This is a genomic window from Streptomyces sp. NPDC101151 (genome assembly GCF_044768335.1).
Taxonomy (GTDB): Bacteria; Actinomycetota; Actinomycetes; order Streptomycetales; family Streptomycetaceae; genus Streptomyces.
The window spans coordinates 44,475-70,317 of record NZ_JBIWPP010000011.1 but is presented as its reverse complement, the minus strand read 5'-3'; the positions used below and the strand labels follow the sequence as shown (position 1 = coordinate 70,317).

The following is a 25,843-nucleotide window of genomic DNA, read 5'->3' as shown; positions in this document are numbered from 1 at the left end:
GAGCGGAATGAGCGGACCGGGCCGGGAGTGACCCGGCGCCGGTTCACTCCACGCCGATGAGCAGCAAGGCCCCCTGCCGGCCGCCCCGGTACACCACCGTGTCCACCGCGAGGTAGGACTCGCGCACACGCGTCTCCAGGCGGTCGGCGACGCTCCCGGGCGCCTCGTCGCCGACGACGAGGGTGACCAGCTCGCCGCCGGCCTGGAGCATGCGGTCCAGAACGGTCACGGCGATGGCGGTGACGTCCGCGCCGATCACCGCCACGTCGCCGTCGATCAGGCCGAGGACGTCCCCGGCCTGGCAGATGCCGGCCGTCGTCCAGGACTGGTGCTCGGCGACGAGGACCTCGGCGTAGCGGGTGGCGCCCGCCGCCGAGGTCATCTGGACGACGTCCTCGTCGAACCGGCGCTCCGGCTCGTGCACGGCGAGCGCGGCGATGCCCTGGACCGCCGAGCGGGTGGGGATCAGGGCCACCCGGATGCCCTCGGTGCGGGCCTGCTCGGCGGCCGCGGCGGCCGTGTGGCGCAGTTCGGCGTCGTTGGGCAGCAGCACGACCTCGCGTGCGTGGGCGCGCCGTACGGCCTGGACCAGCTCCCCGCTGGCGGGCGGCTCCCCGGGGCGCGCGAGGACGGCGGTCGCGCCGGCCTCGGTGTACAGCCCGGCCAGGCCCTCGCCGGGCACGACGGCGACGACGGCCCGCTGGGCGCGCTCGCGCGGCGGCCGCTCGCCGCCGGTGTGCACGTCGCCGAGCCCGAAGTGCGTGATCCGGATCCGGTACGGCCGCCCGGCCTCGACGCCCGCCTCCACGGCGGCCCCCGCGTCGTCCACGTGCACGTGGACGTTCCACAGCCCGTCGCCGCCGACCACGACGAGGGAGTCCCCGAGGGCGTCGAGCCGCTCCCGCAGCCGGGCCACGGCCTCGTCACCGGCTTCCAGCAGATAGATCACCTCGTAGGCGGGAGCGCCGGCCTCGGCACCGTCGGCGCACAGGTCCGTGCCCTCGGCGCACAGGTCCGCCCGGGGGACGGCTTCCGGCGCCTTCGGAGCCTCGCGCACCGCCTCCCCCGTGAACGCCTCCACCAGCGCCCCGAGGACCGCCACGAGTCCCCTGCCGCCCGCGTCCACCACTCCGGCCCGCTCCAGCGCGGCCAGCTGCCGCGGAGTCGCCGCCAGGGCCGTCCTGGCGCCCTCGTAGGCGGCCCGCGCGACCGTCCCGCAGTCGCCCTCGGCTCCCTCGGCGGCGTCCGCCGCGGCCGAGGCGACCGTCAGCACGGTGCCCTCCACCGGGTGGGCCACGGCCTCGCGGGCGGAGTCGGCGGCGTGCCGCAGGGCCAGCCGCAGCCCCGCGCCGTCGACGTGCGACGCCGCCCCCGCCTCTCCGTCGGCGAGCACCTGGGCCATACCCCGCAGCAGCTGGGCGAGGATCGTCCCGGAGTTGCCCCGGGCCCCGATGAGCGCCCCGTGGGCCATCGCGCGCAGGGCGTCCGCGAGAGAGGGTTCCCGCGCACCCGTGTCATGGCCGGCGAAGACGGCCTCCACGGCGGTCGCCGCCGATTCCAGGGTCAGGTAGAGATTCGTCCCGGTGTCGCCGTCGGCCACGGGATAGACGTTGATCGCGTCGATCTCCTCGCGCGCCCGTCCGAGCGCACCCAGCGCCAGACCGCACCAGGTGCGCACCGCGAGAGCATCGAAGAATGTCTGCGGCACCTGCGCCACCTGCGCCTCCCTGACTGGCTGGACGTGGACGCAGCGTAGACCCCGGAGTGGTGTGCTCCGGAAGAGGGCCGGGAGCGGGCCCCTGAGCTGCCATGGTAGTTTCGTTGTGCTGGCGCAGTCGTTGTATGCTGCTCCGGTTGCCCGATGCAGATCGGGCCGTTCCCCTGGCAACGCCACTCAGATCTCTGATCCTGCGATCTCGATCCCGGCAAGCCGGGATTATCCCGTAAGTGCATCTGAAGTCTTTGGAGTGACCCGTGGCTGCCAACTGCGACGTCTGCGGCAAGGGGCCGGGCTTCGGCAACAACATCTCGTTTTCGCACCGCCGTACGTCCCGTCGCTGGAACCCGAACATCCAGCGTGTGCGTACCGTGGTCGGCGGGACGCCGAAGCGCGTGAACGCTTGCACCTCGTGCATCAAGGCCGGCAAGGTCTCGCGCTGACGCTACAGCTGAGCGCGCGGCCGCTGTCTGGTTCGCTGCACAGAGCCGGTCCACCTGAGGGTGGACCGGCTTTTTGCCGTCCCGTCCCGCGACGGTTCGGTTCTTGACCCGCCGGTTCGGTTCCTGACCCACCGGGTCAGTTCCTGAACCGCCACCCGTGGTCCACCGGCCCGATCCCCCCGCCCAGCGCGAACCCGGCCGCGATCGCCCCGGTGACGTACGCCTTGGCCTCCGTGACCGCCTCCGGCACGGTCAGCCCCTTCGCCAGCCCCGACGCGATCGCCGAGGCCAGCGTGCAGCCCGTGCCGTGGGTGTGCCGGTTGTCGTGGCGTGGCGCGCGCAGGAAGTACTCGTCGTGGCCGTCCGTGAGCAGGTCCACGGCCTGGTTCCCGCCCGCCCGCCCTGCGTCCCCGGGCAGATGCCCGCCCTTGATCAGCACCCAGCGCGGACCGTACTCCAGCACGGCCTGCGCGGCCCGCCGCAGATCGTCCTCGGACTCGACCCGCACTCCCGTGAGCTGCGCCACCTCGTCCAGGTTCGGGGTCGCCACGGTCGCCGCCGGCAGCAGCCTCGTACGGACCGAGCCCAGCGCGGAGGCGGCCAGCAGCGGGTCGCCGTGCTTGGAGACGCCCACCGGGTCCACCACGGCCGGCGCGTCCGTGCCGGAGATCAACTCGGCGACCGCCTCGACCAGTTCGGCCGAGGCCAGCATCCCGGTCTTCACGGCCTGGACGCCGATGTCGTCCACGACACTGCGGTACTGCGCCCGCACCGCCTCCACGGGCAGTTCCCAGGCCCCCTGCACGCCCAGGGAGTTCTGCGCGGTCACGGCCGTGATCACGCTCATCCCGTGCACACCGAGCGCCAGCATCGTCTTCAGGTCGGCCTGGATGCCCGCGCCTCCGCCGGAGTCCGAGCCCGCCACCGTGAGCACGCGTGGTGGCACACGGGAGGCGCTCATGACTCGATGTCCCCGAAGTGGTCCCAGCCACCCTTGCTGGTCCAGGGCGCCCCGTCGACCGTCACCTGGGGCAGCGCCGAGGGGTTGAGGACCTCGCCGATGACCTTCCAGCGGGCCGGCAGCTTGGCGTCCGGCGGGAAGGTCGCCACGATCGCGTGGTCCTCTCCCCCGGTCAGCACCCACTGCAGGGGGTCGACGCCGACGGCCTGCCCGATGTCGTTCATCTGCGTGGGGATGTCGATCGCGCCGGAGCGGATGTCGATGCGCACCTTGCTGGCCTCGGCGATGTGCCCGAGGTCGGCGATCAGCCCGTCGCTCACGTCGCACATCGCGGTGGCGCCGAGCGCGGCGGCGGCCGGGCCGGCGTGGTAGGGCGGCTCGGGGCGCCGGTGGGCCTCGACGAAGGCGCGCGGGGAGCGGAAGCCGCGGGAGAGCACCGCGTAGCCGGCCGCGGACCAGCCCAGCCAGCCGGTGACGGCCACGAGATCGCCGGGCTGGGCGCCTCCCCGGGTCACCGGCTCCTGGTTGCGCAGATCGCCGAGCGCGGTGATCGACACCATGATCGTGTCCCCGCGTACGACGTCCCCGCCCACCACCGAGGCGCCCGCCACCTGGCACTCGTCACGCAGTCCGTCCATCAGCTCGCTCGGCCAGGTGACCGGGAGTTCGGCCGGGACGACCAGGCCGAGCAGCAGCGCGGTCGGTACGGCGCCCATCGCGGCGATGTCCGCGAGGTTCTGCGCGGCCGCCTTGCGCCCGACGTCGTAGGCCGTGGACCAGTCGCGGCGGAAGTGCCGCCCCTCCAGCAGGATGTCGGTGCTCGCCACCACCCGCCGGTCGGGCGCGGCGACCACCGCGGCGTCGTCGCCGGGGCCGATCCGGACCGCCGGGGTGGTGGTGAGACGGGAGGTGAGCTCCCTGATGAGCCCGAACTCCCCCAGCTCACCAACAGTGCCCTTCATGACCCTTGCTCCCCTTCTGTCCCTTGCTGTGCCCGGTCGCGCGTCATCAGTGTCCCCGATACGGTCGAGGTGACCGTCAACTTCTGTCGTGCCTGCACCCTGGCGCGCAAGCCCGGTTCCCGCAGGTCTCCCCGCGGGGAGCGGCGACGCGATACCGTGGCGTTCCTTTTCCCCACATGATCCTCGTGGCCGCCCTGGAGGTTCCGTGGTACAGGCGTACATCCTGATCCAGACGGAAGTCGGCAAAGCGTCGACCGTCGCCGAAACGATCAGCAAGATTCCTGGAGTGATCCAGGCCGAGGACGTGACCGGACCGTACGACGTCATCGTGCGCGCCCAGGCCGACACGGTCGACGACCTCGGCCGGATGGTGGTTGCGAAGGTCCAGCAAGTGGACGGCATCACCCGCACCCTGACCTGTCCGGTCGTGCATCTGTAGCCCCCGTCTACCCTTGGCCGGTGAACATCTTCCGTCACCGGCCCCTCGGCCTGCTCGCGCCCGTGCTGCTGATTGCGGTAGCAGGCTGCTCCACAGCAGACGACAGCGGCACGGTGGCGGTTCCCAGACCTGACGCGAAAACGGCGACGGTGTGCCGGGATCTGCACCGGGTGCTGCCCGAGAAACTGGACGGACGGGGCCGTGACGACCCCGAGCCCCGGTCCGCCTACACGGCGGGCTGGGGAAGCCCGGCGATCATACTGCGCTGCGGTGTCGCACGGCCGCCGAAGATGGTCGACCCCGAGGTGGCCGAGGGCCGGGACGCCGACGCCATCGCGGGCGGGGTCGACGGCGTCGACTGGCTGATGGAGAAGGAGAGCGACGGCACCTGGCGGTTCACCACGGCGAGCCGCGTGGCCTATGTGCAGGTGAGCCTGCCCGAGGGGATGTCCGGACAGGACGGCACCCCGGTGCTCACGGAACTGGCGGGCGTCGTCAAGAAGGCGATCCCGAAGGGGATCGCCTCCATGCGGTGACGGTGGGAGCCGGACGATGGTCCGGCAGTGCCGCTAAGGGGGCGCGAGCTGTACAGATGTGCGGCTCCGTCGCGCGGGCGCGACCAGCCACAACGGACCCGCAGCTCGGCACCGGCCTCCCGGCGGAGCGCTAGCGCAGCCCGGTCGAGCGGCGCAGCGCGGCCTGCACCAGGCGGTCCACCAGCTCCGGGTAGCCGATGCCGGTGGCCTGCCACATCTGCGGGTACATCGAGATGGGCGTGAAACCGGGCATGGTGTTGATCTCGTTGATCACGAACTCGCCGTCCTCGGTGAGGAAGAAGTCCGCGCGGACCAGTCCCTCGCAGGAGGCCGCGTCGAACGCCTCCACCGCGAGCCGCCGCACCTCGGCGGTCTCCTCGTCGGTGAGCGGGGCCGGGACGATGCCGGGCGTGGAGTCGATGTACTTGGCCTCGAAGTCGTAGTACGCGTGCGCGTCCGGCGGCGGGATCTCGGCCGGCACGGAGGCGCGCGGCCCGTCCTCGAACTCCAGGACGCCGCACTCGATCTCGCGGCCGCGCAGCGCGGCCTCCACCAGGATCTTCGGGTCGTGGCGCTGGGCCTCGGCGATCGCCTCGTCCAGGCCGGAGAGGTCCTCGACCTTGGTGATGCCGATCGACGAACCCGCGCGCGCGGGCTTCACGAACAGCGGCCAGCCGTGCTCGCCGGCGAAGTCGACGATCTTCTTGCGGGCCGCGGACTCGTCCTGCGCCCACTCGCGCGGGCGGATCACCACGTACGGGCCGACCTTGAGCCCGAAGGAGGTGAACACCCGCTTCATGTACTCCTTGTCCTGGCCGACGGCCGAGGCGAGCACGCCCGCGCCCACGTACGGCACCCCGGACAGCTCCAGGAGGCCCTGGAGGGTGCCGTCCTCCCCGTAGGGGCCGTGCAGCACCGGGAAGACCACGTCGACCTCGCCGAGGGCCTTGGGCACCGAGCCGGGCTCGCTGTAGACGACCTCGCGGTCGGCGGGGTCGACCGGGAGCACCACGCCGCCCTCGGTGGACTCCGCGAGCGCCTCCACGGTCGGGGTACGGCGGTCGGTGATGGCCATGCGCTCCGGCTCGTCCGCCGTCAGGGCCCAGCGGCCCTCCGCGGTGATGCCGATCGGCAGGACGTCGTACTTCGTCCGGTCGATGGCCTTGAGGACGGCGCCGGCGGTGACCACGGAGATCCCGTGTTCGGAGCTGCGCCCGCCGAACACGACGGCCACGCGCGGCTTGCGGGACGGCTGCTCAGGGCTCTGGGGGAGGTTCTCGCTGCTCATATCGCGTTGAGAGTACCCGTTGGTAGAGCCCCGATACAGCGTCGACGCAGGGGGTTGGCTCAGCGTCGCTCGGGCTTCGCGCTGCGCGACATCAGCTCCTTGAGGGCGACCACCGGCGGCTTGCCCTCGTGCACGATGTCGACGACCGTCTCGGTGATCGGCATCTCCACGCCGTGCCGTCGGGCCAGATCGGCCACGGACTCGCAGGACTTGACACCCTCGGCGGTCTGCCGGGTGACCGCGATGGTCTCCTCCAGGGTCATGCCCTTGCCGAGGTTGGTGCCGAAGGTGTGGTTGCGGGACAGCGGCGAGGAGCAGGTGGCCACCAGGTCGCCGAGGCCCGCGAGTCCGGAGAAGGTCAGCGGGTCGGCGCCGAGCGCCATGCCGAGCCGGGTGGTCTCGGCGAGGCCCCGGGTGATGAGCGAGCCCTTGGCGTTGTCGCCGAGACCCATGCCGTCGGCGATGCCGACCGCGAGGCCGATGACGTTCTTGACCGCGCCGCCGAGTTCGCAGCCGACCACGTCGGTGTTGGTGTACGGCCGGAAGTACGGCGTGTGGCAGGCGGCCTGGAGCCGCTGGGCGACCGTCTCGTCGGTGCAGGCGACCACGGCCGCGGCCGGCATGCGGGCGGCGATCTCGCGGGCCAGGTTGGGCCCGGTGACGACGGCGATGCGGTCGGCGCCGACCTTGGCGACGTCGTCGACGACCTCGCTCATGCGCATGGTGGAGCCGAGTTCGACGCCCTTCATCAGGGAGACGAGCACGGTGCCGGGCGCGAGCAGCGGGGTCCACTCGGCGAGGTTGGCGCGCAGGGTCTGGGAGGGGATGGCGAGGACGGTGAAGTCCGCGTCGCGCAGGGCCTCGGCGGCGTCCGCGGTGGCGCGCAGGTTCTCCGGGAGTTCGACACCGGGCAGGTAGTCGGGGTTGGTCCGCGTGGAGTTGACCGCCTCGGCCAGCTCGGGGCGGCGGGCCCACAGGGTCACCTCGCAGCCCGCGTCGGCCAGGACCATGCCGAAGGCCGTGCCCCACGAGCCGGTGCCCATGACGGCCGCCCGGACAGGCTTGCTCACTTGCCGCTCTCCTCTTCCGTGCCGCTCCGGGAGACTTCCGTGCCGGTCTGTCCGGCCTCCGGGCCGGCCGGTGCCCCGGCGCCGCCCGCCGGCACGGGCTCCCCGTCCGTCTGCGAGGCCCCCCGGCCGGTCTGTGCGCGGGTCTTGCGCCGCTGCTCGATCCGCTCGCGGCGCGGGTCGTAGGGCGTCTCGGGCGCCTTCTCGCCGCGGATCTCCTCCAGCTGGCGGGTGACGGCCGCCATGATGACCTCGGTGGCCTCCCTCAGGAGGTCGGCGGTCATCTCCTTGTCGTAGAAGCGGGAGAGGTCCACGGGCGGGCCCGCGAGGACGCGGTGGGTCTTGCGCGGGAAGAGGTGGGGCTTCTTGGCGTAGGGCGGCAGCAGTTCGTTGCAGCCCCACTGGGCGACCGGGATCACCGGGCACTTGGTCTGCAGGGCCACCCGCGCGGCGCCGGTCTTGGCGGTCATCGGCCAGCCGTCCGGGTCGCGGGTGAGGGTGCCCTCGGGGTAGAACGCGACGCACTCACCGCGGTCCACGGCGTCGATCGCGGCCCGGAAGGCGCTGAGCGCGTCCGTGCTCTCGCGGTAGACGGGGATCTGGCCGGTGCCCCGCATCGCGGCGCCGACGAATCCCTTCTTGAAAAGTCCGCTCTTCGCCAGGAATCGCGGAACCCGTCCGGTGTTGTACTGATAGTGCGCGTACGCGAAGGGATCCACGTGGGAATTATGGTTCACCGCGGTGATAAATCCACCGTCGGCCGGAATGTGCTCCATTCCACGCCAGTCCCGCTTGATCAGAACCACCAGCGGCGGTTTGCAGAGGACCGCTGCGAAGCGGTACCAGAACCCGATTCTGCGGCGGGACACGCGGACACCTTCCTCTAGGACTTGCTCCGGGCCCGGGGGCCGCACAAGTGTCGCCCCAGGCCGCCGGTCTGTCGAGAACACCGTACGCCCGCCCGTCACCGGCCACCGCCCTCGGACGGGGCTTCGCGCCCCTCCCCTCCCCCGGTGTGCCGGATGCCCCGGGTGACAATGAGCGGGACAAGAGAGGGACGGTACGCCGGTGCAGTGGACCTTGGTCATCCCCCTGAAGCCTCTGGCGCGGGCCAAGAGCAGGCTCTCGGACACCGCCGCCGACGGAGTGCGCCCGGGGCTGGCCCTCGCGTTCGCGCAGGACACGGTGGCCGCCGTGCTGGCCTGTCCGGCGGTCGCGGATGTGGCGGTCGTCACGAACGACACGCTGGCCGGCCGGGAACTGGCGGCGCTGGGCGCCCGGATCGTCCCGGACACCCCGGGAAGCGGCCTGAACGCCGCTCTCACGCACGGTGTCGCCGCCGTACGGGAAATGCGCCCCCGTGGTGCGGTCGCGGCCCTGAACGCGGATCTCCCGGCCCTGCGCCCGCTGGAATTGTCCCGGGTGCTGGATGCGGCGGCCGAATTCCCGCGTGCCTTTCTCGCGGACGCGGCCGCGCTCGGCACCACCCTGCTGGCCGCGGCCCCCGGCCGGGAATTGCGTCCGGCTTTCGGTACCGATTCCCGGGCCAGGCACCGCACCTCGGGCGCGGCGGAACTCGGACTCACCGACGTCGATTCGGTACGGCAGGACGTGGACACCGGCGAGGACCTGCGGACGGCGCTGGCGCTGGGCGTCGGCCCGCACACGGCGGCGGTGAGCGCGCGGCTGCTGATTCCCGGACAGTAGTCGGGCGGTGGGGTCACCGGCGGAGCAGTAGGCTGCCGTCATGCAGGCGACCGCATACACGTACGACTCCGAGACCCGCAGCGGGCAGGTGCTGCTCGACGACGGCACCCCGGTGCCCTTCGGCACGGCGGCGTTCGACGCGGGCGGGCTGCGGCTGCTGCGGCCCGGGCAGCGGGTGCGGATCGAGACGGAGGGTGCCGGGGACGGCCTGCGGATCACGCTGGTGACCCTGCAGACGCTCTGAGTTACCCCGGAAAAACGCCGCGGGCCGGGCTCCCCAGGGGAGTCCGGCCCGGCGCGTGAGTGCCCTGTCGGCCCTACGACGCCTTGCGGGCGGTGACCTTCTTGGCAGTGGTCTTGCGAGCCGTCGACTTCTTGGCCGGGGCCTTCTTGGCGGTGACCTTCTTCGCCGGGGCCTTCTTGGCCGCCGCCTTCTTGGCGGTGACCTTCTTCGCGGTGACCTTCTTCGCGGCGGCCGTGGTCTTCTTGGCCGTGGTCTTCTTCGCCGTGACCTTCTTCGCGGCGGCCGTGGTCTTCTTCGCCGGCGCTGCCTTCTTGGCCGTGACCTTCTTCGCGGCGGCCTTGGTGGTCTTCTTGGCCGCGGCCTTCTTGACCGTCGCGGCAGCGCCACCGGTCAGGCTGCCCTTGGGCGCCTTCTTGACGGCGACCTCGCCGCCCCGGGGGAGCTTCTTCGAGCCGCTGACCAGGTCCTTGAAGCCCTGACCGGCGCGGAAGCGCGGCACGGAGGTCTTCTTGACCCGAACCCGCTCGCCCGTCTGCGGGTTGCGGGCGTAACGGGCGGGGCGGTCCACCTTCTCGAAGGACCCGAAGCCGGTGACCGAGACCCGCTCGCCCGCGACGACCGCGCGGACGATGGCGTCCAGGACATGATCGACAGCTTCGGCGGCCTGCTGGCGGCCACCCATCTTGTCGGCAATCGCTTCAACGAGCTGCGCCTTGTTCACGTCTTCCCCTTCGGAGACATCGCCAGAACGAAAGTGTTCAAGCTTTTTCGCACGTTAGGCAGATATATACCGCAAATCAAACACGAAACGGGCTTATCACCCTTGTGCCGCAACGGACTCGGTTGCCCCGGGCTGTTCAGCCGTCCTCTTCGGGGATCCGCCCCTCGTCGAGGTCCTTGGTGAACCGCTCGAGCCGCCTTGCCGCTCCGGCGAGATCGTGCTTGGCCGCGGCCGTAATGACCAGCAGTTTCCGGGTCAGCGCCATCCGTACGCCCTCCGGGACTTGCAGTGCGCGCACTCTTGTGTGCGCTTCCTTCAGTCGGTCCGCGACCGCCGCATAGAGCTCGAGTTGGCCGTCGTGTCCCATGCACAGATTGTGCCATCTGGGGCGAGTTGTCGCCTGCCCAGGGTGCAACTGCCGCCTCAATTGGCTTTCCAGGCACTTGCCAAGGTCGCGGCCCCGGCACTCACGTACCCTGCCAACAGCCGTTGTAACGTGGGCAGTTGGGCCGACGTGCGGGAACGCTCGGGGCCGTTCGGGTCCAGACATGGCTGTACCCCCAATCGTGGCGATCGGGGGTACAGAAGGGGTGCTGCGGTGGCCGAAATCCGGCTGGTTCGGCCGCTCCGGATCAGCTCTGGAGCGTGCGCGGCTTGTACGCGGGCCGCTTGCCCTCGTAGGTGGCGATGTCGCCCTCGTTCTGGAGGGTGATGGAGATGTCGTCCAGGCCGTTCAGCAGCCGCCAGCGGGAGTTCTCGTCCAGCTCGAAGGAGGCGGTGATGCCCTCGGCGCGCACCTCGCGGGCCTCGAGGTCGACGGTGATCTCGGCCTGCGGGTCCTGCTCGGTCAGCTCGCACAGCGCGTCCACGACCTTCTGGTCGAGAACCACCGTGAGCAGGCCGTTCTTCAGCGAGTTACCCCGGAAAATGTCCGCGAAGCGGGAGGAGATCACGGCCTTGAAGCCGTAGTTCTGCAGCGCCCAGACGGCGTGCTCACGGGAGGAGCCGGTGCCGAAGTCGGGACCCGCGACCAGGACGGTGGCGCCCTGCCGCTCGGGCCGGTTGAGGATGAAGGACCCGTCCTTGCGCCAGGCCTCGAACAGCCCGTCCTCGAACCCGTCCCGGGTGACCTTCTTGAGCCAGTGAGCAGGGATGATCTGGTCGGTGTCGACGTTGCTGCGGCGCAGCGGGACGGCCCGGCCGGTGTGGGTGGTGAAGGCTTCCATGATTCTCAGACTCCAGCGGGCGCAGGGGCGTCGGACAGGTCGGCGGGCGAGGCCAGGTGGCCCAGGACCGCGGTCGCGGCCGCGACCTGCGGCGACACCAGGTGCGTACGGCCGCCCTTGCCCTGCCGGCCCTCGAAGTTGCGGTTCGAGGTGGACGCGGAGCGCTCACCCGGCGCCAGCTGGTCGGGGTTCATGCCGAGGCACATCGAGCAGCCCGCGTGCCGCCATTCGGCGCCGGCCTCCTTGAAGACCACGTCCAGGCCCTCGGAGACGGCCTGCAGACCGACCCGCGCGGAGCCCGGGACCACCAGCATCCGTACGCCGTCGGCGACTTTGCGGTCCTGGAGGATCGCGGCGGCGGCACGCAGGTCCTCGATGCGGCCGTTGGTGCAGGAGCCTACGAAGACGGTGTCCACGTTGATGGAGCGCAGCGGCCGGCCGGCCTCCAACCCCATGTATTCCAGGGCCTTTTCGGCGGCCAGGCGCTCCGAAGCGTCTTCGTACGAAGCCGGGTCGGGGACGGCGGCCGAAAGCGGCGCGCCCTGCCCGGGGTTGGTGCCCCAGGTGACGAACGGCGACAGCTCGGCGGCGTTGATGACGACCTCGGCGTCGAAGACGGCGTCCTCGTCGGTGCGCAGGGTCTTCCAGTACTCGACCGCGGCGTCCCAGTCGGCGCCCTCGGGGGCGTGCGGGCGGCCCTTGAGGTACTCGAAGGTCGTCTCGTCGGGGGCGATCATGCCCGCGCGGGCACCAGCCTCGATCGACATGTTGCAGATGGTCATCCGGGCCTCCATCGAGAGCTTCTCGATGGCGGAGCCGCGGTACTCCAGGATGTAGCCCTGGCCGCCGCCCGTACCGATCCTGGCGATGATCGCCAGGATCAGGTCCTTGGCGGTGACGCCGTCGGGCAGCTCGCCCTCGACGGTGATGGCCATGGTCCTGGGGCGGGCCAGCGGCAGCGTCTGGGTGGCCAGCACGTGCTCCACCTGGGAGGTGCCGATGCCGAACGCCAGCGCACCGAAGGCGCCGTGCGTGGAGGTGTGCGAGTCGCCGCAGACGACGGTGGTGCCGGGCTGGGTCAGGCCCAGCTGCGGGCCCACGACGTGCACGACGCCCTGCTCGATGTCGCCCAGCGGGTGCAGGCGCACCCCGAACTCGGCGCAGTTCTTGCGCAGCGTCTCCAGCTGGGCGCGGGAGACCGGGTCGGCGATGGGCTTGTCGATGTCGAGGGTCGGGGTGTTGTGGTCCTCGGTCGCGATGGTGAGGTCGAGGCGGCGCACCGGGCGACCGTTCTGCCGGAGGCCGTCGAAGGCCTGCGGGCTGGTCACCTCGTGCAGCAGGTGCAGATCGATGTAGAGGAGGTCGGGCTCGCCCTCGGCGCGCCGGACGACGTGGTCGTCCCAGACCTTCTCCGCGAGTGTCCTACCCATCGCTTTCCCTCCGGCCGGCAAGTGTCCACCGGCTCAACTAGAGATCTTCAGCAGGCAGCGCCCGTGCCCCTGTTCCGGGCCTCCGCCACCAGGCCCTTTGGTCCACGGGCCGCTGTGTGATTCCAGGGTGGCGCGTTCCACGGAAAATTGAACTTGCGTTTCACAGAGTGAGACGTGAGTATCGTTGCATGGACAACAGTAGCGGCGTCGGCGTTCTGGACAAGGCGGCCCTCGTCCTGAGCGCTCTGGAGTCCGGTCCGGCCACCCTCGCGGGTCTGGTCGGGGCCACCGGACTGGCACGACCCACGGCCCACCGCCTGGCCGTGGCCCTGGAACACCACCGCATGGTGGCACGCGACATGCAGGGCCGGTTCATTCTCGGCCCGCGCCTCTCGGAACTGGCCGCGGCGGCCGGCGAGGACCGCCTGCTCGCCACGGCGGGCCCCGTGCTCACCCACCTCCGCGATGTCACCGGCGAGAGCGCGCAGCTCTACCGGCGCCAGGGTGACATGCGGATCTGTGTGGCCGCGGCGGAACGCCTGTCCGGCCTGCGGGACACGGTCCCGGTCGGCTCCACGCTGACCATGAAGGCCGGCTCGTCCGCCCAGATCCTGATGGCCTGGGAAGAGCCGGAGCGCCTGCACCGGGGCCTGCAGGGCGCCCGCTTCACGGCGACGGCCCTGTCGGGCGTCCGGCGGCGCGGCTGGGCCCAGTCCATCGGCGAGCGCGAGCCGGGCGTCGCGTCCGTCTCCGCGCCCGTGCGCGGCCCCTCCAACCGCGTGGTGGCCGCCGTCTCCGTCTCCGGCCCCATCGAGCGTCTGACCCGCCACCCTGGCCGTATGCACGCCCAGGCGGTCATCGACGCCGCCGCCCGCCTGTCGGAGGCCCTGCGCCGCTCAGGCTGAGCGAACGCCCCGGGAACACCGAGGAGGGCCTGCCTCAACGCCGCGGCAGGCCCTCCTCGCTCCCCCGATTCCCCCCGGCCTCTCCCGGTCACCCCGCCTCGCGGGCCGCACCCGCCGATCGGTACGCGAACCGGTCGTCCGCGTACCTGCCGCGCCGCTCGACCGGCACCTGGCCGTGCACCTTCGCGAGGCCGAAGGCCGGCATGTCGAAGTAGATCGACTCGTAGGAGCCCTCGGGCACGATGTACGCCTCGTGCCACCGGCCCACGTGTCCGCGCAGCCGGCCCTGGCGATCTTTGCGGTTGAGGGCCGCCCAGACCTTGTGGTGGGCCATGTCCGGCGAGGTCGCGTAGGCGTACAGCTTCTCCTTGGACTCCCAGTACTGCACGACGTAGTACGTCCGCGGCGAGGCCGTCAGCATCACGTGGCCCAGCAGCCCCCGGTCGCGGTCCCGCGCAAGCTCCCCCAGCATGCGGACCATCGACAGCGCGACCGGCAGCCACTGGTGCACCGCCCAGAAGTGGTTGATCCGCATACCGATGAGCAGCACCACCACATCACCCTCGGCCGCCGCGGTGGTGTGGCCCCGCACAGGCTTCGCGAACATGACGGTCCCCCTCGTCAGATAGCGCCACTATCCTTCCGGCGATGTTTAGATAGTGGCACTTACCAAGGAGAGGCGCAAGAGATGCGGCTGGCGGAACTCAGCGAGCGCAGCGGTGTGTCCACGGCGACGATCAAGTACTACCTGCGCGAAGGGCTGTTGCCGCCGGGCCGCCAGATCAACACCACGACGGCCGAGTACGACGAGGTGCATCTGCGCCGGCTGCGACTGGTGCGCGCGATGATCCAGGTCGGCCGGGTGCCGGTGGCCACGGTCCGCGAGGTGCTCCGGAACGTCGACGACTACTCGCTGGGCCACACGATCCGGCTGGGCGCGGCCCTGTGGGCGCTGCCGCAGGTGCCGGAGCCGGACGAGGAGGACGAGTTCGTGCTGGCCGCGCGCCGGGAGGCGGACGAGCTGCTGGAGACGCTGGGCTGGTCCAACGCCCGACAGCTGACGACCGTCTCGCCCGCGTACCGCTCCCTGGTGGTGGCGGTGGCCGCGTTCCGCCGGCTCGGCTACGAATGGGGCGCCGAACTGCTGGTGACCTACGGGAAGTTGATGCACGAGGTCGCGAAACTCGACTTGGACTTCGTGGACACCCAGCCGTCACAGGCGGAGAAGGTGGAGACGGCGGTGCTCGGCACGGTACTGACCGAGCCGATGCTGCACGCGCTGCGCCGACTGGCCCAGGAGGAGGAGTCGGGCAGGCGGTACGGCTACGAGTAGGGCCGGGTACGACGAAGACCCCCCACCGAAGTGGAGGGTCTTCCCTGTGCGTACCCCCGACCGGATTCGAACCGGCGCTACCGCCTTGAGAGGGCGGCGTGCTAGGCCGCTACACAACGGGGGCACGGATCTTACGTTTCCGCAGATCCGAGCTGGTCTACCTGGACTCGAACCAAGACTAACTGAACCAGAATCAGTCGTGCTGCCAATTACACCATAGACCAATGATGGTTTAGACCAGTCGTACCCCCGACCGGATTCGAACCGGCGCTACCGCCTTGAGAGGGCGGCGTGCTAGGCCGCTACACAACGGGGGCCCTAGCGATCCCGACAAGATCAGGATCAGTACCCCCGACCGGATTCGAACCGGCGCTACTGCCTTGAGAGGGCAGCGTGCTAGGCCGCTACACAACGGGGGCTTTGCAGATGAGCTCTGCGAGCTGGCCTACCTGGACTCGAACCAAGACTAACTGAACCAGAATCAGTCGTGCTGCCAATTACACCATAGGCCACTGGAACTCAAGCCCCTGTGGGGATCTCGTTCTAGTTTGCTCCTCCGGTTCCCGGCCTTTCGGCCCGCTCCCCGGCGGCGCAGGAAGAACATTACCCGAAGGTGGACGGGGCTCCAAAACGAGTATCCGAGCGCACCAGCGCGGGGAGTTCGGCGAGGGTCGAGATCCGGTGCGCCGCCGCGGCGTCCGCACCCTGCGCGTACACCCCGCCGCGATCGATCCAGACGGACAGCAGCCCGGCCTCGGCGGCGCCCCGCCCGTCGATCTCCGGATGGTCGCCGACGTACGCCACCTGCTGCGGAGGCAGGCCCAGCGCCTCGCAGGCGGCGAGGAACGCCCCGGGCTCCGGCTTGGACACACCCAGCTCGGCGGCGCACAGCACGCTCTCGAAACGGTCGCGGACGCCGAGGGTGCGCAGCTTGTGTTCCTGGACCGTGAGGCTGGAGTTGGACAGCACCGAGTGCCGGTGACTGGCGGCGAGGGCGTCCAGGGCCGGCAGCACGTCCGGGAACAGGCTCCAGGCGGTCTCGTAGTGACCGATGTAACGCCGGAACCAGGCGTCGGCCTCGGCGTCGGACAGCTCCTGGTCCAGGAAGACCCGGACGCGGTCGCGTCGCTGCCCCTCGAAGGAGACCTCACCGGCGGAGAAGCGCGCCCACTGCCCGTCGGTTATCTCCCGCCACCGGGCGAGGGCCTGCTCCGGGGTGTCGTACCCGGCGAGCAGGCCCTCCGCCGCGAGATGGGCGCGCATGCCCTCGCGATCTGCGGTGGTGTAGTCGAAGAGGGTGTCGTCCACGTCCCACACGACAGCTCTGATCGTCATGACACCGACCGTACTCTTCGCAAGCCGTCAGCCGAGGGTCATCGTTCCGGTCAGGGTCAGGTCCGGGCCCTGCCCGTCGCGGGGCTGGGCGGTGAGCTTCCAGGTGTAGGTGCCGGACCGGGCCCCGGCGCCGCTGTCCGTCGTGCCGTCCCACTCCGGGCGCAGGGCCGCGCCCGTGGAGGCTCCGGTCAGGGTGCGGATCACGGTGCCGAAGGAACTGGAGAGCGTCAGTGTCCAGTTGGACGGCTTGTTCAGCTGCCACACGGGCGCCCAGGGCATCCCCTTGCCGATGACGGACGGCGAGTGGACCTGGGCCTCCATCTGCGCGAGCGGCGAGGTGGGGACGCCGCTGGGGACGATCGTGACCTGTCCGTAGGTCGCGGTGAGGTAGGCGATCTGGCCGCCGAAGCGGTCCACGGCCCAGCGCCCGTTGCTGCCGCCGGTGTTCTGGTCCGTCGCGGGCAGCACGGCCACGGTACGGGTACTCGCGGTACCGGTGTGGACATCCGTCAGCAGCAGTTCGTGCGTGGTGCGGTTCTCGCGCACCAGGAATCCGTCGGCGAGGCGGGCCGGGCCCTGGTCGGCGGGGACCGGGATGTTCCGCTTGGCCGCCCGGTCGTAGATCCCGGCCGGACCGGCCGAGCCGCAGCTCCAGTAGAGCCACGTGTTGACGGCCTGGATGTCGGTGGGCGTGCACGGGGCGCCGGTGGCGACGGTCGACGCGCTGGTGCCGGTCTTCAGATTGAGGCCGGTGACGGACCCCGCGGTGCTGCCGGGCGTCCACAGGGTCTGGCCCCAGACGGCCGCGGCGGTGCGGCTCCGGTCGAGCGCCACCGTGCCGGACGTGGCACCGCGCGGGAAGTCCACGATCTTCTGCATGCCGGGCGTACCGCCGTTGTAGAGGACGTAGCGGCCGGTGCCACCGGCGATGCGGCCGCCGGCGGCGCCGGTGGGCACGCTCGGCAGGGAGCCGGTGTCGAGGCCCGTCCGGATCACCGATTCATGACCTGCGGAATCGGTCCACAGGTGGGCGACGCGTCCGTCGCCGAGGGCCTCCATCTGGGGGCAGGCCGCGTCGCCCGTGAGGCAGGTCGTGTCGGCCAGGCCGGGGCTGCGCCGGGTCTGCGGTCCGACCGGCCGGCCGTCGGTGTCCAGCGCGAAGCCGGAGAACCGGTGGCCCGTCCCCTGGCTGCCGTCCAGGAACAGTTCGCCCCCGGCGAGGGCCAGGCCCTCCACCCGTATCCGGTCGGCCGGGATCTGGGCCACCTTCTCGGTGGCGGTCCCGCCGGTCTCGGTGGGGGTGATGCGGTGGACGTTCCAGTCGAGGCTGGAGGGGCCGGCGGTGGCGAGCGCGCCCCCGTCCGGGGTCGGTGCCAGCGCCCCGGAGGAGTCCGCGAGCACGGTGCGGGTCTCGCCGGTGACCAGCGAGCGACCGGTCAGCGCGGGCTCGGTGCCGGCCTGGACGAAGGTCGGGTTGCCGATGAGGAGCTGGTCGCCGACGACGGCCACCAGCTCGGCGCCCAGGCGGGTGAGCCGGGTGGGCTCGGTGCCGGGGGCGGCGTCGGTGCGCAGGTACTGCCAGTCGGCGACCAGCCAGCGGTCGTTGAAACGGACCGGCGGGTCGGCGGTCACGCCCGTGACGTAGCTGCGGAAGGTGCCGTCCTGGAGGTCCACGAGGCCCACGGAGGTCGTGCCGTCCAGGGTGTAGACGACCGCGACGCGGCGGACCGAACCGCCCGGGATGTACCGGGTGGGCCGGGCGCCCTCGGGGAGACCTGCCACCGGGAGGTCCGCGGTGGAGCCGTCGCTCGCGGCGCGCAGCACATGGAGGCTGCCCGAGGCATCCTTGGTGAGCACGCTCCAGCCGGTCGCCGTCGCGTAGGTCTGGCCCGCCGGGATCACGACGGTGGCGGCCACGCCGGTGGAGCGGTGCTGCTGCGTGACCGTGGCACCGTCCCTGGTGCTGACCACGTCGGTGCCGGTGGCCAGGTCGTCCGGGCCGGCATGCGCGGGTGGGACGAAGTCCGGGTAGCCCACCCAGGTGCCGGAGCTCGCGGCGTTGTGCGCACGCCACTGGAACCCGGACGCCCCCGCCCACAGGTAGTCGACGGAGGTCGGCTGCTCCGACCTGAGCGTGACGGTGCCGGCCGGCGGCGGGAGGGCGGGCCCGGCCTGCGCGGGCGCGGTCACCCCGGCGCAGGTCAGAGCCGCTGTGCCGGCTACGGCCAGCGTGGCGAGTCTTCTCGAACGGACAGCTGCGTTGCGTGAACGAGTCACGTTCCCCACCCCCTGCACGGACCGCGCATGCACATCATGCGCAACAGGGAACATCCAACGTCCGTCCGGGAAGCGGGAGTCGGCCGCGAAGATTAACTCTGAGCGACGGATCGGTGGACGCGTGAAGGGCGGCGTCCGAACCGGACGCCGCCCTGTCGTGGCCTTGCCGTACGAAGAGCCGGCGTGCGTGAAACCGGCGCGCGAGCAACCGCTACGCGGAGAGCCTGGCCAGCGCCGCGTCGATGCGGGCCAGCGTCTTCTCCCTGCCCAGGATCTCCAGGGACTCGAACAGCGGCAGGCCGACCGTACGGCCGGTGACGGCCACCCGGACGGGGGCCTGGGCCTTGCCGAGCTTGAGGCCGTGGGCCTCGCCGGCGGCCAGGACGGCCTCCTTGAGGGACTCGGCCAAGGTCCAGTCCGCGGACTCCAGCTTCTCCCGCGCCGTGCGCAGCAGCGCGTCCGAGCCCTCCTTCATCGCCTTCGTCCAGCTCGCCTCGTCGAAGACCGGCTCGGAAAGGAAGAGGAAGTCGACGTTGTCGGTGATCTCGGACAGGACCTTGAGACGGGTCTGGGCGTGCGGGGCGACCGCCATCCACTTGGCCTCGTCGAAGTCCTCCGGCGCCCACGGGGCGAAGGGGGCCCTCAGCCACGGGCGGCAGCGCTCCGTGAAGTCCTTCACCTCCAGCATGCGGATGTGGTCGGCGTTGATCGCCTCGCACTTCTTGAGGTCGAAGCGCGCCGGGTTGGGGTTCACATCGGCGATGTCGAAGGCCGCGACCATCTCGTCGATGCCGAAGATGTCCTGGTCGGCGGAGAGGGACCAGCCGAGCAGCGACAGATAGTTGAGCAGGCCCTCGGGCAGGAAGCCCCGCTCGCGGTAGAGGTTGAGGGACGACTGCGGGTCGCGCTTGGAGAGCTTCTTGTTGCCCTCGCCCATCACGTACGGCAGGTGGCCGAAGGCCGGGATCTGCTTCGCGATGCCCAGCTCGATCAGCGCCTTGTACAGGGCGATCTGCCGCGGGGTGGAGGAGAGCAGGTCCTCGCCGCGCAGGACGTGGGTGATCTCCATCAGGGCGTCGTCGACCGGGTTGACCAGCGTGTACAGCGGGGCGCCGTTGGCACGGACGATGCCGTAGTCCGGGACGTTCTCCGGGGTGAAGGTCAGCTCGCCGCGGACCAGGTCCGTGAAGGTGATCGTCTCGTCCGGCATCCGGAAGCGGACGATCGGGGTGCGGCCCTGGGCCTTGTACTCCTCGACCTGTCCGGCGCTCAGCTCACGGCAGTGACCGTCGTAGCCGGAGGGCTTGCCGGCGGCGCGGGCCGCCTCGCGGCGGGTGTCCAGCTCTTCCTGGGAGCAGTAGCAGTGGTAGGCGTGGCCGCCGTCCAGCAGTTTCTGCGCGACATCGGCGTACAGGTCCATGCGCTGCGACTGGCGGTACGGCGCGTGCGGGCCGCCGACCTCGGGGCCCTCGTCCCAGTCGAAGCCCAGCCAGCGCATCGCGTCGAGGAGCTGGTTGTACGACTCCTCGGAGTCGCGGGCCGCGTCGGTGTCCTCGATGCGGAAGACCAGGGTGCCCTGGTGGTGCCGGGCGAACGCCCAGTTGAACAGGGCGGTGCGGACCAGGCCCACATGGGGGTTACCGGTGGGCGAGGGGCAGAAACGGACGCGTACGGGGGAGCCGGATGCGCTAGCCACGCTTGACAACCTTGTTGGTGAGAGTGCCGATGCCTTCGATGGTGACGGCGACCTCGTCGCCGACGTGCAGGGGGCCGACCCCCGCGGGAGTGCCGGTGAGGATGACGTCTCCGGGGAGCAGGGTCATGGCCTCGGAGATGTTGACGACCAGGTCCTCGATGGAGTGGATCATCTCGCTGGTACGGCCCAGCTGGCGCTGCTCGCCGTTGACGGTGAGCTGGATGGTCAGGTCGTTCGCGCGCTCGAGGTCAAGATCCGTCTCCACCCAGGGGCCGAGCGGGCAGGAGGTGTCGAAGCCCTTGGCCCGGGCCCACTGCTTCTCACGTTTCTGCACGTCGCGGGCGGTGACGTCGTTGGCGCAGGTGTAGCCGAGGATCACGTCCTTGACCCGCTCCCGCGGGACCTCTCGGCACATGCGGCCGATGACGACGGCCAGCTCGGCCTCGTGGTGCAGCTCCTGCGAGAAGGACGGGTACTGGATCTCGTCGCCGGGGCCGATCACCGAGGTGGACGGCTTGAAGAAGGCGAACGGGGCGTCGGGCACCTCGTTGCCCAGCTCCTTGGCGTGCTGGGCGTAGTTGCGGCCGAATGCCACGACCTTGTTCGGGAGGACCGGCGGGAGCAGCCTGACCTTGCTCAGCGGGACCTTCGTCCCGGACAGCTCGTGGTCCGCGAACGGGATGCCCTTGATGATGTCGAGGACGAGTTCGTCCTGCTTGTCGCCCTCGACCGCGCCGAAGGCGACGTTCCCGTCGATGGAGAACCTGGCGATGCGCACGGGATCCTTGCGCCCCTCACTGAGAACCGGCGTACTGACGCCCCAGGTTAACCGGTCGGGTGCCCGGCGTTCGGGCAGTACGGCGTGGCGGCCGGGGCTTTTCCGGCGGCGGAAACCGCCGTGTCGGGATTTCGAATTCCAGGTGTTCCGGCGCGGCCGGAATCCCGGGAAAAGGATGAGCGCGGCCGGGAAGATCTTCACGGGTGCGTGATCTCCGGGCCGCGCTCGCCGTACGGGGTCCCCTCCCGGCTACTCGCCGGACCCGGCCCCCGCACCCACCGGGACCTCCATCAGGACGGTGCGCCTGGGGTTGGCCGTCTGGGCGGGCAGTTCGGCGGAGTGCTCCGGCAACTCGGGCATCTGCAGGTCCTCGGCGTCCTCGAGGTGCGCCAGAGTCGTGCGCCGCGGGTTGGCTATGGTGCGGAACATCATCGTCGTCTTCACCGTTGTCGTCCTGTGCCCTTGTGTCGTGGGGTTGGCAGAGTCGCCCGTCCTGTAAAGCGTCAGGCTAAACATGCGATTCCCTGCCACTGACGTGAACTCCCCCTGATCTGCATGTGAGTTTGCTCACGAATCCAAGGGCAAACCGGTCAATTCCGGCCTACAACCCTCCCCAACGAAACGGACATTGACCCCCTGAAGCCATCATTCCGCTCCTGATCATCTCGACTGGGACACGTGACACCGAGGGGCGACTCGCAGGTATACGCCCGTTTTGCTCGGAATCACGCTCCACAGCTGGTAATCCGGGCCTCACAGCCCGTCACGTAGGTCACAGCTCGGGGCACGGCCCTTGTTGGGAGATCCGGCACTGTGCTGGAATTCCACGGACCGCCGCGGGATCGAGCCGGCGCGCAGGGCGCAACGCAGCGCCGAGTGGCGGCGAGACAGGGGGGATCCAGCGCCGGTCACTCAAGACAACCGGGGGGCGTATTCAGGGCGCTCTCCAAGACGCCGACACCGTGTCCCTCCGTTCGCGCGGGGGGGTGCCTGGTCCAGAGGTTGCGACGCTAGTGCAGGGACGTTTCAAGAGGGATGGCAGTGCTTCGGCGGAGCCGGAGCCGCATGGCGGGACCGACCGCGGTTCCTCGCCCCAGCACGCCCAGAACCCGGCCCCGTCCGGGGACGGCGGTGAGCGCCCCGGGCGCCCCGGCGTGTCCTCCTCGGCGGGCTCGGCGAAGACCGGGAACCCCACTCCGGCCGTGAAGCCCGTCAAGGGCCCCACCGGCCCCGGATCGCGCGTGGCGCTGCGCAACTGGCGCATCTCCACGCGCCTGGTGTCGCTGCTCGCGCTCCCCGTCGTCGCGGCGACCTCGCTGGGTGCGCTGCGCATCAACCAGAACCTGGACGACATCCAGCAGCTCGACAACATGAAGCTGCTGACGGACATGACCAAGCAGGCCACCGAGCTGGCAGCCGCGCTCCAGGAGGAGCGCGACCAGTCCGCCGGTCCGCTGGCGCACGGCGTGACGGCGACCTATGAGGTCAAGGGCTACCAGGACAAGACGGACCGCGCCCGCGAGAACTTCCTCAACGCCTCCGAGGAGATCGACGAGGCGAGCAAGAACGGCAGTCTCCAGGGCGTCCGAGACACGCTGGTGAGCCTCGCCAACCAGCTGGACGACCTGGCCAAGATCCGCCGGACCGCCTACCAGTCGAAGAACAACTCGACGCAGACGGTCGAGGCGTACCACCGACTGATCACCCAGCTGGTCGACCTCTCCCAGGCCATGGCGGAGGCGTCCAGCAACCCGGAGATGATCTCCCGCACCCGCGCCCTGGCGGCGTTCTCCACCGCCAAGGAATACGCGTCGGTGCAGCGCGCCGTCATCGCCGCGGCCCTGACCTCGAGCAACACCACCAAGGGCACGCTCTCCGAGAACGACCGCCTCTACGGCGAGTCGGCGTACGAGAGCGAAAACTCCGAGGTCGCGATCTTCCGGAAGATCTACAGCAGCCAGAACCCGGACGAACTCCTCAAGCCGATCGAGGAGAACAACCCGACGATCCAGGCCGCCGACCTGTACGCCAAGCGGACCTTCGAGTCCCGCGACGGCCTCGACGGCCTGCCGGCGCGCTCCTACCGCGACTGGGTGGACGACAGCTCGACCAAGATCGAGCAGATGAAGAAGATCGAGCACACGCTGCTCGAGGACATGGAGCAGAAGGCCCGCGAGCTGCGCAGCGCCTCCGAGCGCGATGCGATCATCTCCGGTGTCCTGATCCTGATCGTGCTCGGCATCTCGCTCGTCGGCGCCTTCGTCGTGGCCCGGTCCATGATCCGCTCGCTGCGCCGGCTGCAGGAGACCGCCACCAAGGTGGCCCAGGACCGGCTGCCCGAGCTGGTCAAGCAGCTGTCCGAGTCCGACCCGCAGGACGTCGACACGTCCGTGGAGTCGGTCGGTGTGCACTCCCGGGACGAGATCGGCCAGGTGGCCGCGGCCTTCGACGACGTGCACCGCGAGGCGGTCCGCCTCGCCGCCGAGCAGGCCCTGCTGCGGGGCAACGTCAACGCGATGTTCACCAACCTCTCGCGCCGCTCCCAGGGCCTCATCCAGCGTCAGCTGTCGCTCATCTCCGAACTGGAGTCCCGCGAGGCCGACCCGGACCAGCTGTCCTCGCTGTTCAAGCTCGACCACCTCGCCACCCGTATGCGCCGTAACGGTGAGAACCTCCTCGTCCTCGCGGGTGAAGAGCCCGGCCGCCGCTGGACCCGCCCGGTCCCGCTGGTCGACGTGCTCCGTGCCGCCGCGTCCGAGGTGGAGCAGTACGAGCGCATCGAGCTGGCCGCCGTGCCGACCACCGAAGTGGCCGGCCGCGTGGTCAACGACCTCGTGCACCTCCTCGCCGAGCTGCTCGAAAACGCCACCTCCTTCTCCTCGCCGCAGACCAAGGTCAAGGTCACCGGTCACGCGCTGCCCGACGGCCGCGTCCTGATCGAGATCCACGACACCGGTATCGGCCTCTCCCCCGAGGACCTCGCGGCGATCAACGAGCGGCTCGCCTCGCCGCCCACCGTGGACGTCTCGGTCTCCCGCCGCATGGGTCTGTTCGTGGTCGGTCGTCTGTCGCAGCGGCACGGCATCCGGATCCAGCTGCGCCCGTCCGACTCCGGTGGTACGACCGCGCTGGTCATGCTCCCCGTCGATGTCGCACAGGGCGGCAAGAAGCCCACTCCGGGCAAGCCCGGCGCCCCCGCGACGACCGGTGGTCCGGCCGCCGCGCAGGCAGCGGCCGGTATGGCCGCCGCCCGTCGCAACAGCGGCGGCAGCGGCCCGGGCGGCGCCCTCGGCGGTGCGCCGTCCGGCGGCGGACTCCTCGGCGCAGGCGCGGGCCCGCGCGGCCAGGTCGGCTCCGGCCAGGGTCCCCGGGCCGCGCTGCCCGGCACCGGCCAGGGCGGCCGTCCCGGTGCGCCGGGCGGAGCCCGCGGTCCGCAGGGTCCGGGTGCGCCCCAGCAGGGCCGGCCGGCCCCGGCGGGTGCGGGCGGCTTCGGCGGTCAGGCTCCGGGTGCCTCGCAGGGCCCCGGCGGATCACAGCAGGACGCCTTCGGCGGTCGTGGCGCGGTTCCGCCGCGCGGTGGCGCCGGCGCCTCCGACCAGGGCCGTCAGCCCCAGCTGCCGCCGCGCGGCGGTCCGCGGGCCGAGCTGCCCGGTGGCAACCCGCAGTCGCGCACCCCGGACTGGAGCAACGCCCAGGGCCCGGTGTCACGTGCCTCGCTGGACACTCCGCGCGGCCATGACGAGCGGGACCCGGCGCAGACCGCCCGGATGCCGCGGGTCGACGACCGGCAGGGCCCGGGTTCGACCGCAGAGATACCGGCGATTCCCCGCAACGACGCGCAGGGCCCGTCGGCCACCGGCGAGTTCCCCCGCCCGGACTTCGGCACGAACGGCTCGACGGGCCAGTTCGCGCGCCCCGGCGCCGACGCCCCGCAGCAGACCGGCCAGTTCCCGCGCCCCGGCACTCAGCAGGGCAACGGCCAGTACGGCCAGCAGCAGGACAACAGCGGCCAGTTCGTCCGCCCCGACGTCTTCGGCACGCCGGCGCCCGGGCAGCAGAGCCCGCAGAGCACGGGCCAGTTCGCGGCCCCGCAGGCCTACGACGCCGGCTTCGACGGCAGCTCCACGGGTCAGCACGTGCTGCCCGGCCGCCAGGGCCAGGGCCCGGCGAACACCGGTCAGTTCGAACGCCCGCAGCAGGGCGGCCACGGTGACTTCGGCGCCCCGCGCCCGCCGGCCCAGCAGCGTCCGGCCCAGCAGCGTCCGGCTCCGCAGCGTCCGGCCCGGCAGGAGCCGGAGGCGCTCCCGCCGGCCAGCGGCCCGGGCGACGGCCGTACCCCGCTGTACGACACGCTGGAGACCAACTGGTTCCACGGCAGCCAGCAGGGCCAGCAGCCGGACAACACCCCGGCACCGGCACCGCAGCAGCAGTCGCCCGCGCCGGCTCCCCAGCGTTCCGCACCCCCTTCCGCCACCGGCTCCTGGCGCACCTCGCCCAACGACGAACTCGTCCGTCAGGCGGAGCGCGTACGGCAGCCTGCGGCGGGCGGCATCACCACGTCCGGCCTGCCGCGCCGGGTGCCCCGGGCGAATCTCGTCCCGGGAACGGCTCAGCAGCAACAGAACCAAGCCGGTCCGCAGGTCTCGCGTGCGCCTGACGACGTACGCGGACGGCTGACCAATCTCCGTCGGGGCATCGCGCAGGGTCGACAGGCCGGCAACGGCCAGACCGGCAGCTTCCCGAGCCCCACTCACCAGCAGGAGCGTTAGTTGAGTCCG

General features: G+C 71.1%; 24 protein-coding genes and 5 tRNA genes. 8 read left to right on the top strand and 21 right to left on the bottom strand.

Going from position 1 to position 25,843, the window contains the following annotated elements; all coding sequences use genetic code 11:
* Nucleotides 1-43: 43 nt before the first annotated feature.
* On the bottom strand, nt 44-1,717 hold the full coding sequence (locus ACIRU3_RS21880) for a DAK2 domain-containing protein (protein WP_404058594.1): 1,674 nt from the start codon (nt 1,715-1,717) through the stop codon (nt 44-46).
* A 257-nt stretch (nt 1,718-1,974) separates the two neighbouring features.
* Here ACIRU3_RS21880 and rpmB point away from each other — a divergent pair, with 257 nt between their 5' ends.
* Nucleotides 1,975-2,160 (top strand): 50S ribosomal protein L28, encoded by a 186-nt coding sequence (gene rpmB / locus ACIRU3_RS21875; protein WP_009190838.1) that lies wholly within the window; start codon nt 1,975-1,977, stop codon nt 2,158-2,160.
* Nucleotides 2,161-2,296: 136 nt separating this feature from the next.
* Here the strand turns inward: rpmB and thiD are convergent, their stop codons facing one another.
* Nucleotides 2,297-3,121 carry a bifunctional hydroxymethylpyrimidine kinase/phosphomethylpyrimidine kinase gene (gene thiD / locus ACIRU3_RS21870; protein ID WP_404058592.1) on the bottom strand — a complete coding sequence of 275 codons (825 nt, stop codon included), beginning with the start codon at nt 3,119-3,121 and terminating at the stop codon, nt 2,297-2,299.
* Nucleotides 3,118-4,083, bottom strand: coding sequence for a thiamine-phosphate kinase (locus ACIRU3_RS21865; RefSeq protein ID WP_385839748.1), 966 nt, complete (start codon nt 4,081-4,083; stop codon nt 3,118-3,120). The genes thiD and ACIRU3_RS21865 overlap by 4 nt, the downstream gene beginning before the upstream one ends.
* A 205-nt stretch (nt 4,084-4,288) precedes the next feature.
* Here ACIRU3_RS21865 and ACIRU3_RS21860 point away from each other — a divergent pair, with 205 nt between their 5' ends.
* Together ACIRU3_RS21860 and ACIRU3_RS21855 are read left to right on the top strand one after the other, a co-directional pair.
* The gene (locus ACIRU3_RS21860) at nt 4,289-4,522 is read left to right on the top strand and encodes an Lrp/AsnC family transcriptional regulator (protein ID WP_003997603.1); all 234 of its coding nucleotides are present in this window, start codon (nt 4,289-4,291) and stop codon (nt 4,520-4,522) included.
* 20 nt (nt 4,523-4,542) lie between these two features.
* The gene (locus tag ACIRU3_RS21855; protein WP_404058589.1) at nt 4,543-5,058 is read left to right on the top strand and encodes a DUF3515 domain-containing protein; all 516 of its coding nucleotides are present in this window, start codon (nt 4,543-4,545) and stop codon (nt 5,056-5,058) included.
* A gap of 130 nt (nt 5,059-5,188) precedes the next feature.
* Here the strand turns inward: ACIRU3_RS21855 and ACIRU3_RS21850 are convergent, their stop codons facing one another.
* The 3 genes from ACIRU3_RS21850 to ACIRU3_RS21840 are packed head-to-tail and all read right to left on the bottom strand — an operon-like array spanning nt 5,189 to nt 8,282.
* Nucleotides 5,189-6,346, bottom strand: a complete 1,158-nt coding sequence (locus ACIRU3_RS21850; protein ID WP_404058587.1) for a D-alanine--D-alanine ligase family protein — start codon at nt 6,344-6,346, stop codon at nt 5,189-5,191.
* A gap of 59 nt (nt 6,347-6,405) precedes the next feature.
* A complete protein-coding gene (locus tag ACIRU3_RS21845; RefSeq protein WP_404058585.1) occupies nt 6,406-7,416 on the bottom strand; it encodes an NAD(P)H-dependent glycerol-3-phosphate dehydrogenase in 1,011 nt (336 codons plus the stop codon).
* Nucleotides 7,413-8,282, bottom strand: a complete 870-nt coding sequence (locus ACIRU3_RS21840; protein WP_404058583.1) for a lysophospholipid acyltransferase family protein — start codon at nt 8,280-8,282, stop codon at nt 7,413-7,415. Before ACIRU3_RS21840 ends, ACIRU3_RS21845 begins: the two co-directional genes overlap by 4 nt.
* A 199-nt stretch (nt 8,283-8,481) precedes the next feature.
* Between ACIRU3_RS21840 and cofC the strand changes: the two genes are divergently transcribed.
* Nucleotides 8,482-9,120, top strand: a complete 639-nt coding sequence (gene cofC / locus ACIRU3_RS21835; protein WP_404058581.1) for a 2-phospho-L-lactate guanylyltransferase — start codon at nt 8,482-8,484, stop codon at nt 9,118-9,120.
* A gap of 40 nt (nt 9,121-9,160) precedes the next feature.
* Nucleotides 9,161-9,364, top strand: a complete 204-nt coding sequence (locus ACIRU3_RS21830; protein WP_404058579.1) for a hypothetical protein — start codon at nt 9,161-9,163, stop codon at nt 9,362-9,364.
* Between the two features lie 73 nt (nt 9,365-9,437).
* On the opposite strand, the gene ACIRU3_RS21825 is transcribed toward ACIRU3_RS21830, so the two are convergent.
* The 4 genes from ACIRU3_RS21825 to leuC all read right to left on the bottom strand — a co-directional run bounded on the left by ACIRU3_RS21825 (nt 9,438) and on the right by leuC (nt 12,741).
* Nucleotides 9,438-10,085 (bottom strand): HU family DNA-binding protein, encoded by a 648-nt coding sequence (locus ACIRU3_RS21825; protein ID WP_404058577.1) that lies wholly within the window; start codon nt 10,083-10,085, stop codon nt 9,438-9,440.
* Between the two features lie 136 nt (nt 10,086-10,221).
* Nucleotides 10,222-10,452 carry a hypothetical protein gene (locus ACIRU3_RS21820; protein WP_404058575.1) on the bottom strand — a complete coding sequence of 77 codons (231 nt, stop codon included), beginning with the start codon at nt 10,450-10,452 and terminating at the stop codon, nt 10,222-10,224.
* 265 nt (nt 10,453-10,717) lie between these two features.
* Nucleotides 10,718-11,311 carry a 3-isopropylmalate dehydratase small subunit gene (gene leuD, locus ACIRU3_RS21815; protein ID WP_404058573.1) on the bottom strand — a complete coding sequence of 198 codons (594 nt, stop codon included), beginning with the start codon at nt 11,309-11,311 and terminating at the stop codon, nt 10,718-10,720.
* A 5-nt stretch (nt 11,312-11,316) separates the two neighbouring features.
* Nucleotides 11,317-12,741, bottom strand: coding sequence for a 3-isopropylmalate dehydratase large subunit (leuC, locus tag ACIRU3_RS21810; RefSeq protein WP_404058571.1), 1,425 nt, complete (start codon nt 12,739-12,741; stop codon nt 11,317-11,319).
* A gap of 188 nt (nt 12,742-12,929) precedes the next feature.
* Between leuC and ndgR the strand changes: the two genes are divergently transcribed.
* The gene (gene ndgR, locus ACIRU3_RS21805; protein ID WP_053762813.1) at nt 12,930-13,646 is read left to right on the top strand and encodes an IclR family transcriptional regulator NdgR; all 717 of its coding nucleotides are present in this window, start codon (nt 12,930-12,932) and stop codon (nt 13,644-13,646) included.
* Nucleotides 13,647-13,734: 88 nt separating this feature from the next.
* Here the strand turns inward: ndgR and ACIRU3_RS21800 are convergent, their stop codons facing one another.
* Nucleotides 13,735-14,253 (bottom strand): DUF4188 domain-containing protein, encoded by a 519-nt coding sequence (locus tag ACIRU3_RS21800; protein WP_404058569.1) that lies wholly within the window; start codon nt 14,251-14,253, stop codon nt 13,735-13,737.
* Nucleotides 14,254-14,334: 81 nt separating this feature from the next.
* Between ACIRU3_RS21800 and ACIRU3_RS21795 the strand changes: the two genes are divergently transcribed.
* Nucleotides 14,335-14,979 carry a MerR family transcriptional regulator gene (locus ACIRU3_RS21795; protein ID WP_404058567.1) on the top strand — a complete coding sequence of 215 codons (645 nt, stop codon included), beginning with the start codon at nt 14,335-14,337 and terminating at the stop codon, nt 14,977-14,979.
* Nucleotides 14,980-15,030: 51 nt separating this feature from the next.
* Here the strand turns inward: ACIRU3_RS21795 and ACIRU3_RS21790 are convergent.
* The 10 genes from ACIRU3_RS21790 to ACIRU3_RS21745 all read right to left on the bottom strand — a co-directional run bounded on the left by ACIRU3_RS21790 (nt 15,031) and on the right by ACIRU3_RS21745 (nt 21,509).
* Nucleotides 15,031-15,103, bottom strand: a tRNA-Glu gene (locus tag ACIRU3_RS21790).
* 28 nt (nt 15,104-15,131) lie between these two features.
* A tRNA-Gln gene (locus tag ACIRU3_RS21785) sits at nt 15,132-15,203 on the bottom strand.
* 20 nt (nt 15,204-15,223) lie between these two features.
* Nucleotides 15,224-15,296: transfer RNA gene (locus ACIRU3_RS21780), tRNA-Glu, on the bottom strand.
* Between the two features lie 29 nt (nt 15,297-15,325).
* Nucleotides 15,326-15,398: transfer RNA gene (locus ACIRU3_RS21775), tRNA-Glu, on the bottom strand.
* Nucleotides 15,399-15,419: 21 nt separating this feature from the next.
* A tRNA-Gln gene (locus ACIRU3_RS21770) sits at nt 15,420-15,491 on the bottom strand.
* Nucleotides 15,492-15,582: 91 nt separating this feature from the next.
* Entirely contained in the window at nt 15,583-16,314 is a 732-nt protein-coding gene (locus tag ACIRU3_RS21765) for an HAD family hydrolase (protein ID WP_404058565.1), read from the bottom strand.
* Between the two features lie 27 nt (nt 16,315-16,341).
* Entirely contained in the window at nt 16,342-18,591 is a 2,250-nt protein-coding gene (locus ACIRU3_RS21760; RefSeq protein WP_404058563.1) for a FlgD immunoglobulin-like domain containing protein, read from the bottom strand.
* Between the two features lie 211 nt (nt 18,592-18,802).
* Nucleotides 18,803-20,287 carry a glutamate--tRNA ligase gene (gene gltX, locus ACIRU3_RS21755; RefSeq protein ID WP_404058561.1) on the bottom strand — a complete coding sequence of 495 codons (1,485 nt, stop codon included), beginning with the start codon at nt 20,285-20,287 and terminating at the stop codon, nt 18,803-18,805.
* Nucleotides 20,280-21,065: a fumarylacetoacetate hydrolase family protein gene (locus ACIRU3_RS21750; protein ID WP_404058559.1), complete on the bottom strand. Its 786-nt coding sequence runs from the start codon at nt 21,063-21,065 to the stop codon at nt 20,280-20,282. Before ACIRU3_RS21750 ends, gltX begins: the two co-directional genes overlap by 8 nt.
* A gap of 249 nt (nt 21,066-21,314) precedes the next feature.
* Complete coding sequence (locus ACIRU3_RS21745; RefSeq protein ID WP_404058557.1) at nt 21,315-21,509, bottom strand: hypothetical protein; 195 nt, start codon at nt 21,507-21,509, stop codon at nt 21,315-21,317.
* A 569-nt stretch (nt 21,510-22,078) separates the two neighbouring features.
* On the opposite strand from ACIRU3_RS21745, the gene ACIRU3_RS21740 reads away from it, so the two are divergent.
* The gene (locus tag ACIRU3_RS21740) at nt 22,079-25,834 is read left to right on the top strand and encodes a nitrate- and nitrite sensing domain-containing protein (RefSeq protein WP_404058555.1); all 3,756 of its coding nucleotides are present in this window, start codon (nt 22,079-22,081) and stop codon (nt 25,832-25,834) included.
* Nucleotides 25,835-25,843 lie beyond the last annotated feature (9 nt).

Excerpts from the sequence above, each read along its gene's own strand:
- thiD (WP_404058592.1), bottom strand. The coding sequence starts at position 3,121 with ATGAGCGCCTCCCGTGTGCCACCACGCGTGCTCACGGTGGCGGGCTCG.
- ACIRU3_RS21865 (WP_385839748.1), bottom strand. The coding sequence starts at position 4,083 with ATGAAGGGCACTGTTGGTGAGCTGGGGGAGTTCGGGCTCATCAGGGAG.
- ACIRU3_RS21850 (WP_404058587.1), bottom strand. The coding sequence starts at position 6,346 with ATGAGCAGCGAGAACCTCCCCCAGAGCCCTGAGCAGCCGTCCCGCAAG.
- ACIRU3_RS21830 (WP_404058579.1), top strand. The coding sequence starts at position 9,161 with ATGCAGGCGACCGCATACACGTACGACTCCGAGACCCGCAGCGGGCAG.
- ACIRU3_RS21820 (WP_404058575.1), bottom strand. The coding sequence starts at position 10,452 with ATGGGACACGACGGCCAACTCGAGCTCTATGCGGCGGTCGCGGACCGA.
- leuD (WP_404058573.1), bottom strand. The coding sequence starts at position 11,311 with ATGGAAGCCTTCACCACCCACACCGGCCGGGCCGTCCCGCTGCGCCGC.
- leuC (WP_404058571.1), bottom strand. The coding sequence starts at position 12,741 with ATGGGTAGGACACTCGCGGAGAAGGTCTGGGACGACCACGTCGTCCGG.
- ndgR (WP_053762813.1), top strand. The coding sequence starts at position 12,930 with ATGGACAACAGTAGCGGCGTCGGCGTTCTGGACAAGGCGGCCCTCGTC.
- ACIRU3_RS21800 (WP_404058569.1), bottom strand. The coding sequence starts at position 14,253 with ATGTTCGCGAAGCCTGTGCGGGGCCACACCACCGCGGCGGCCGAGGGT.
- ACIRU3_RS21795 (WP_404058567.1), top strand. The coding sequence starts at position 14,335 with ATGCGGCTGGCGGAACTCAGCGAGCGCAGCGGTGTGTCCACGGCGACG.
- ACIRU3_RS21765 (WP_404058565.1), bottom strand. The coding sequence starts at position 16,314 with ATGACGATCAGAGCTGTCGTGTGGGACGTGGACGACACCCTCTTCGAC.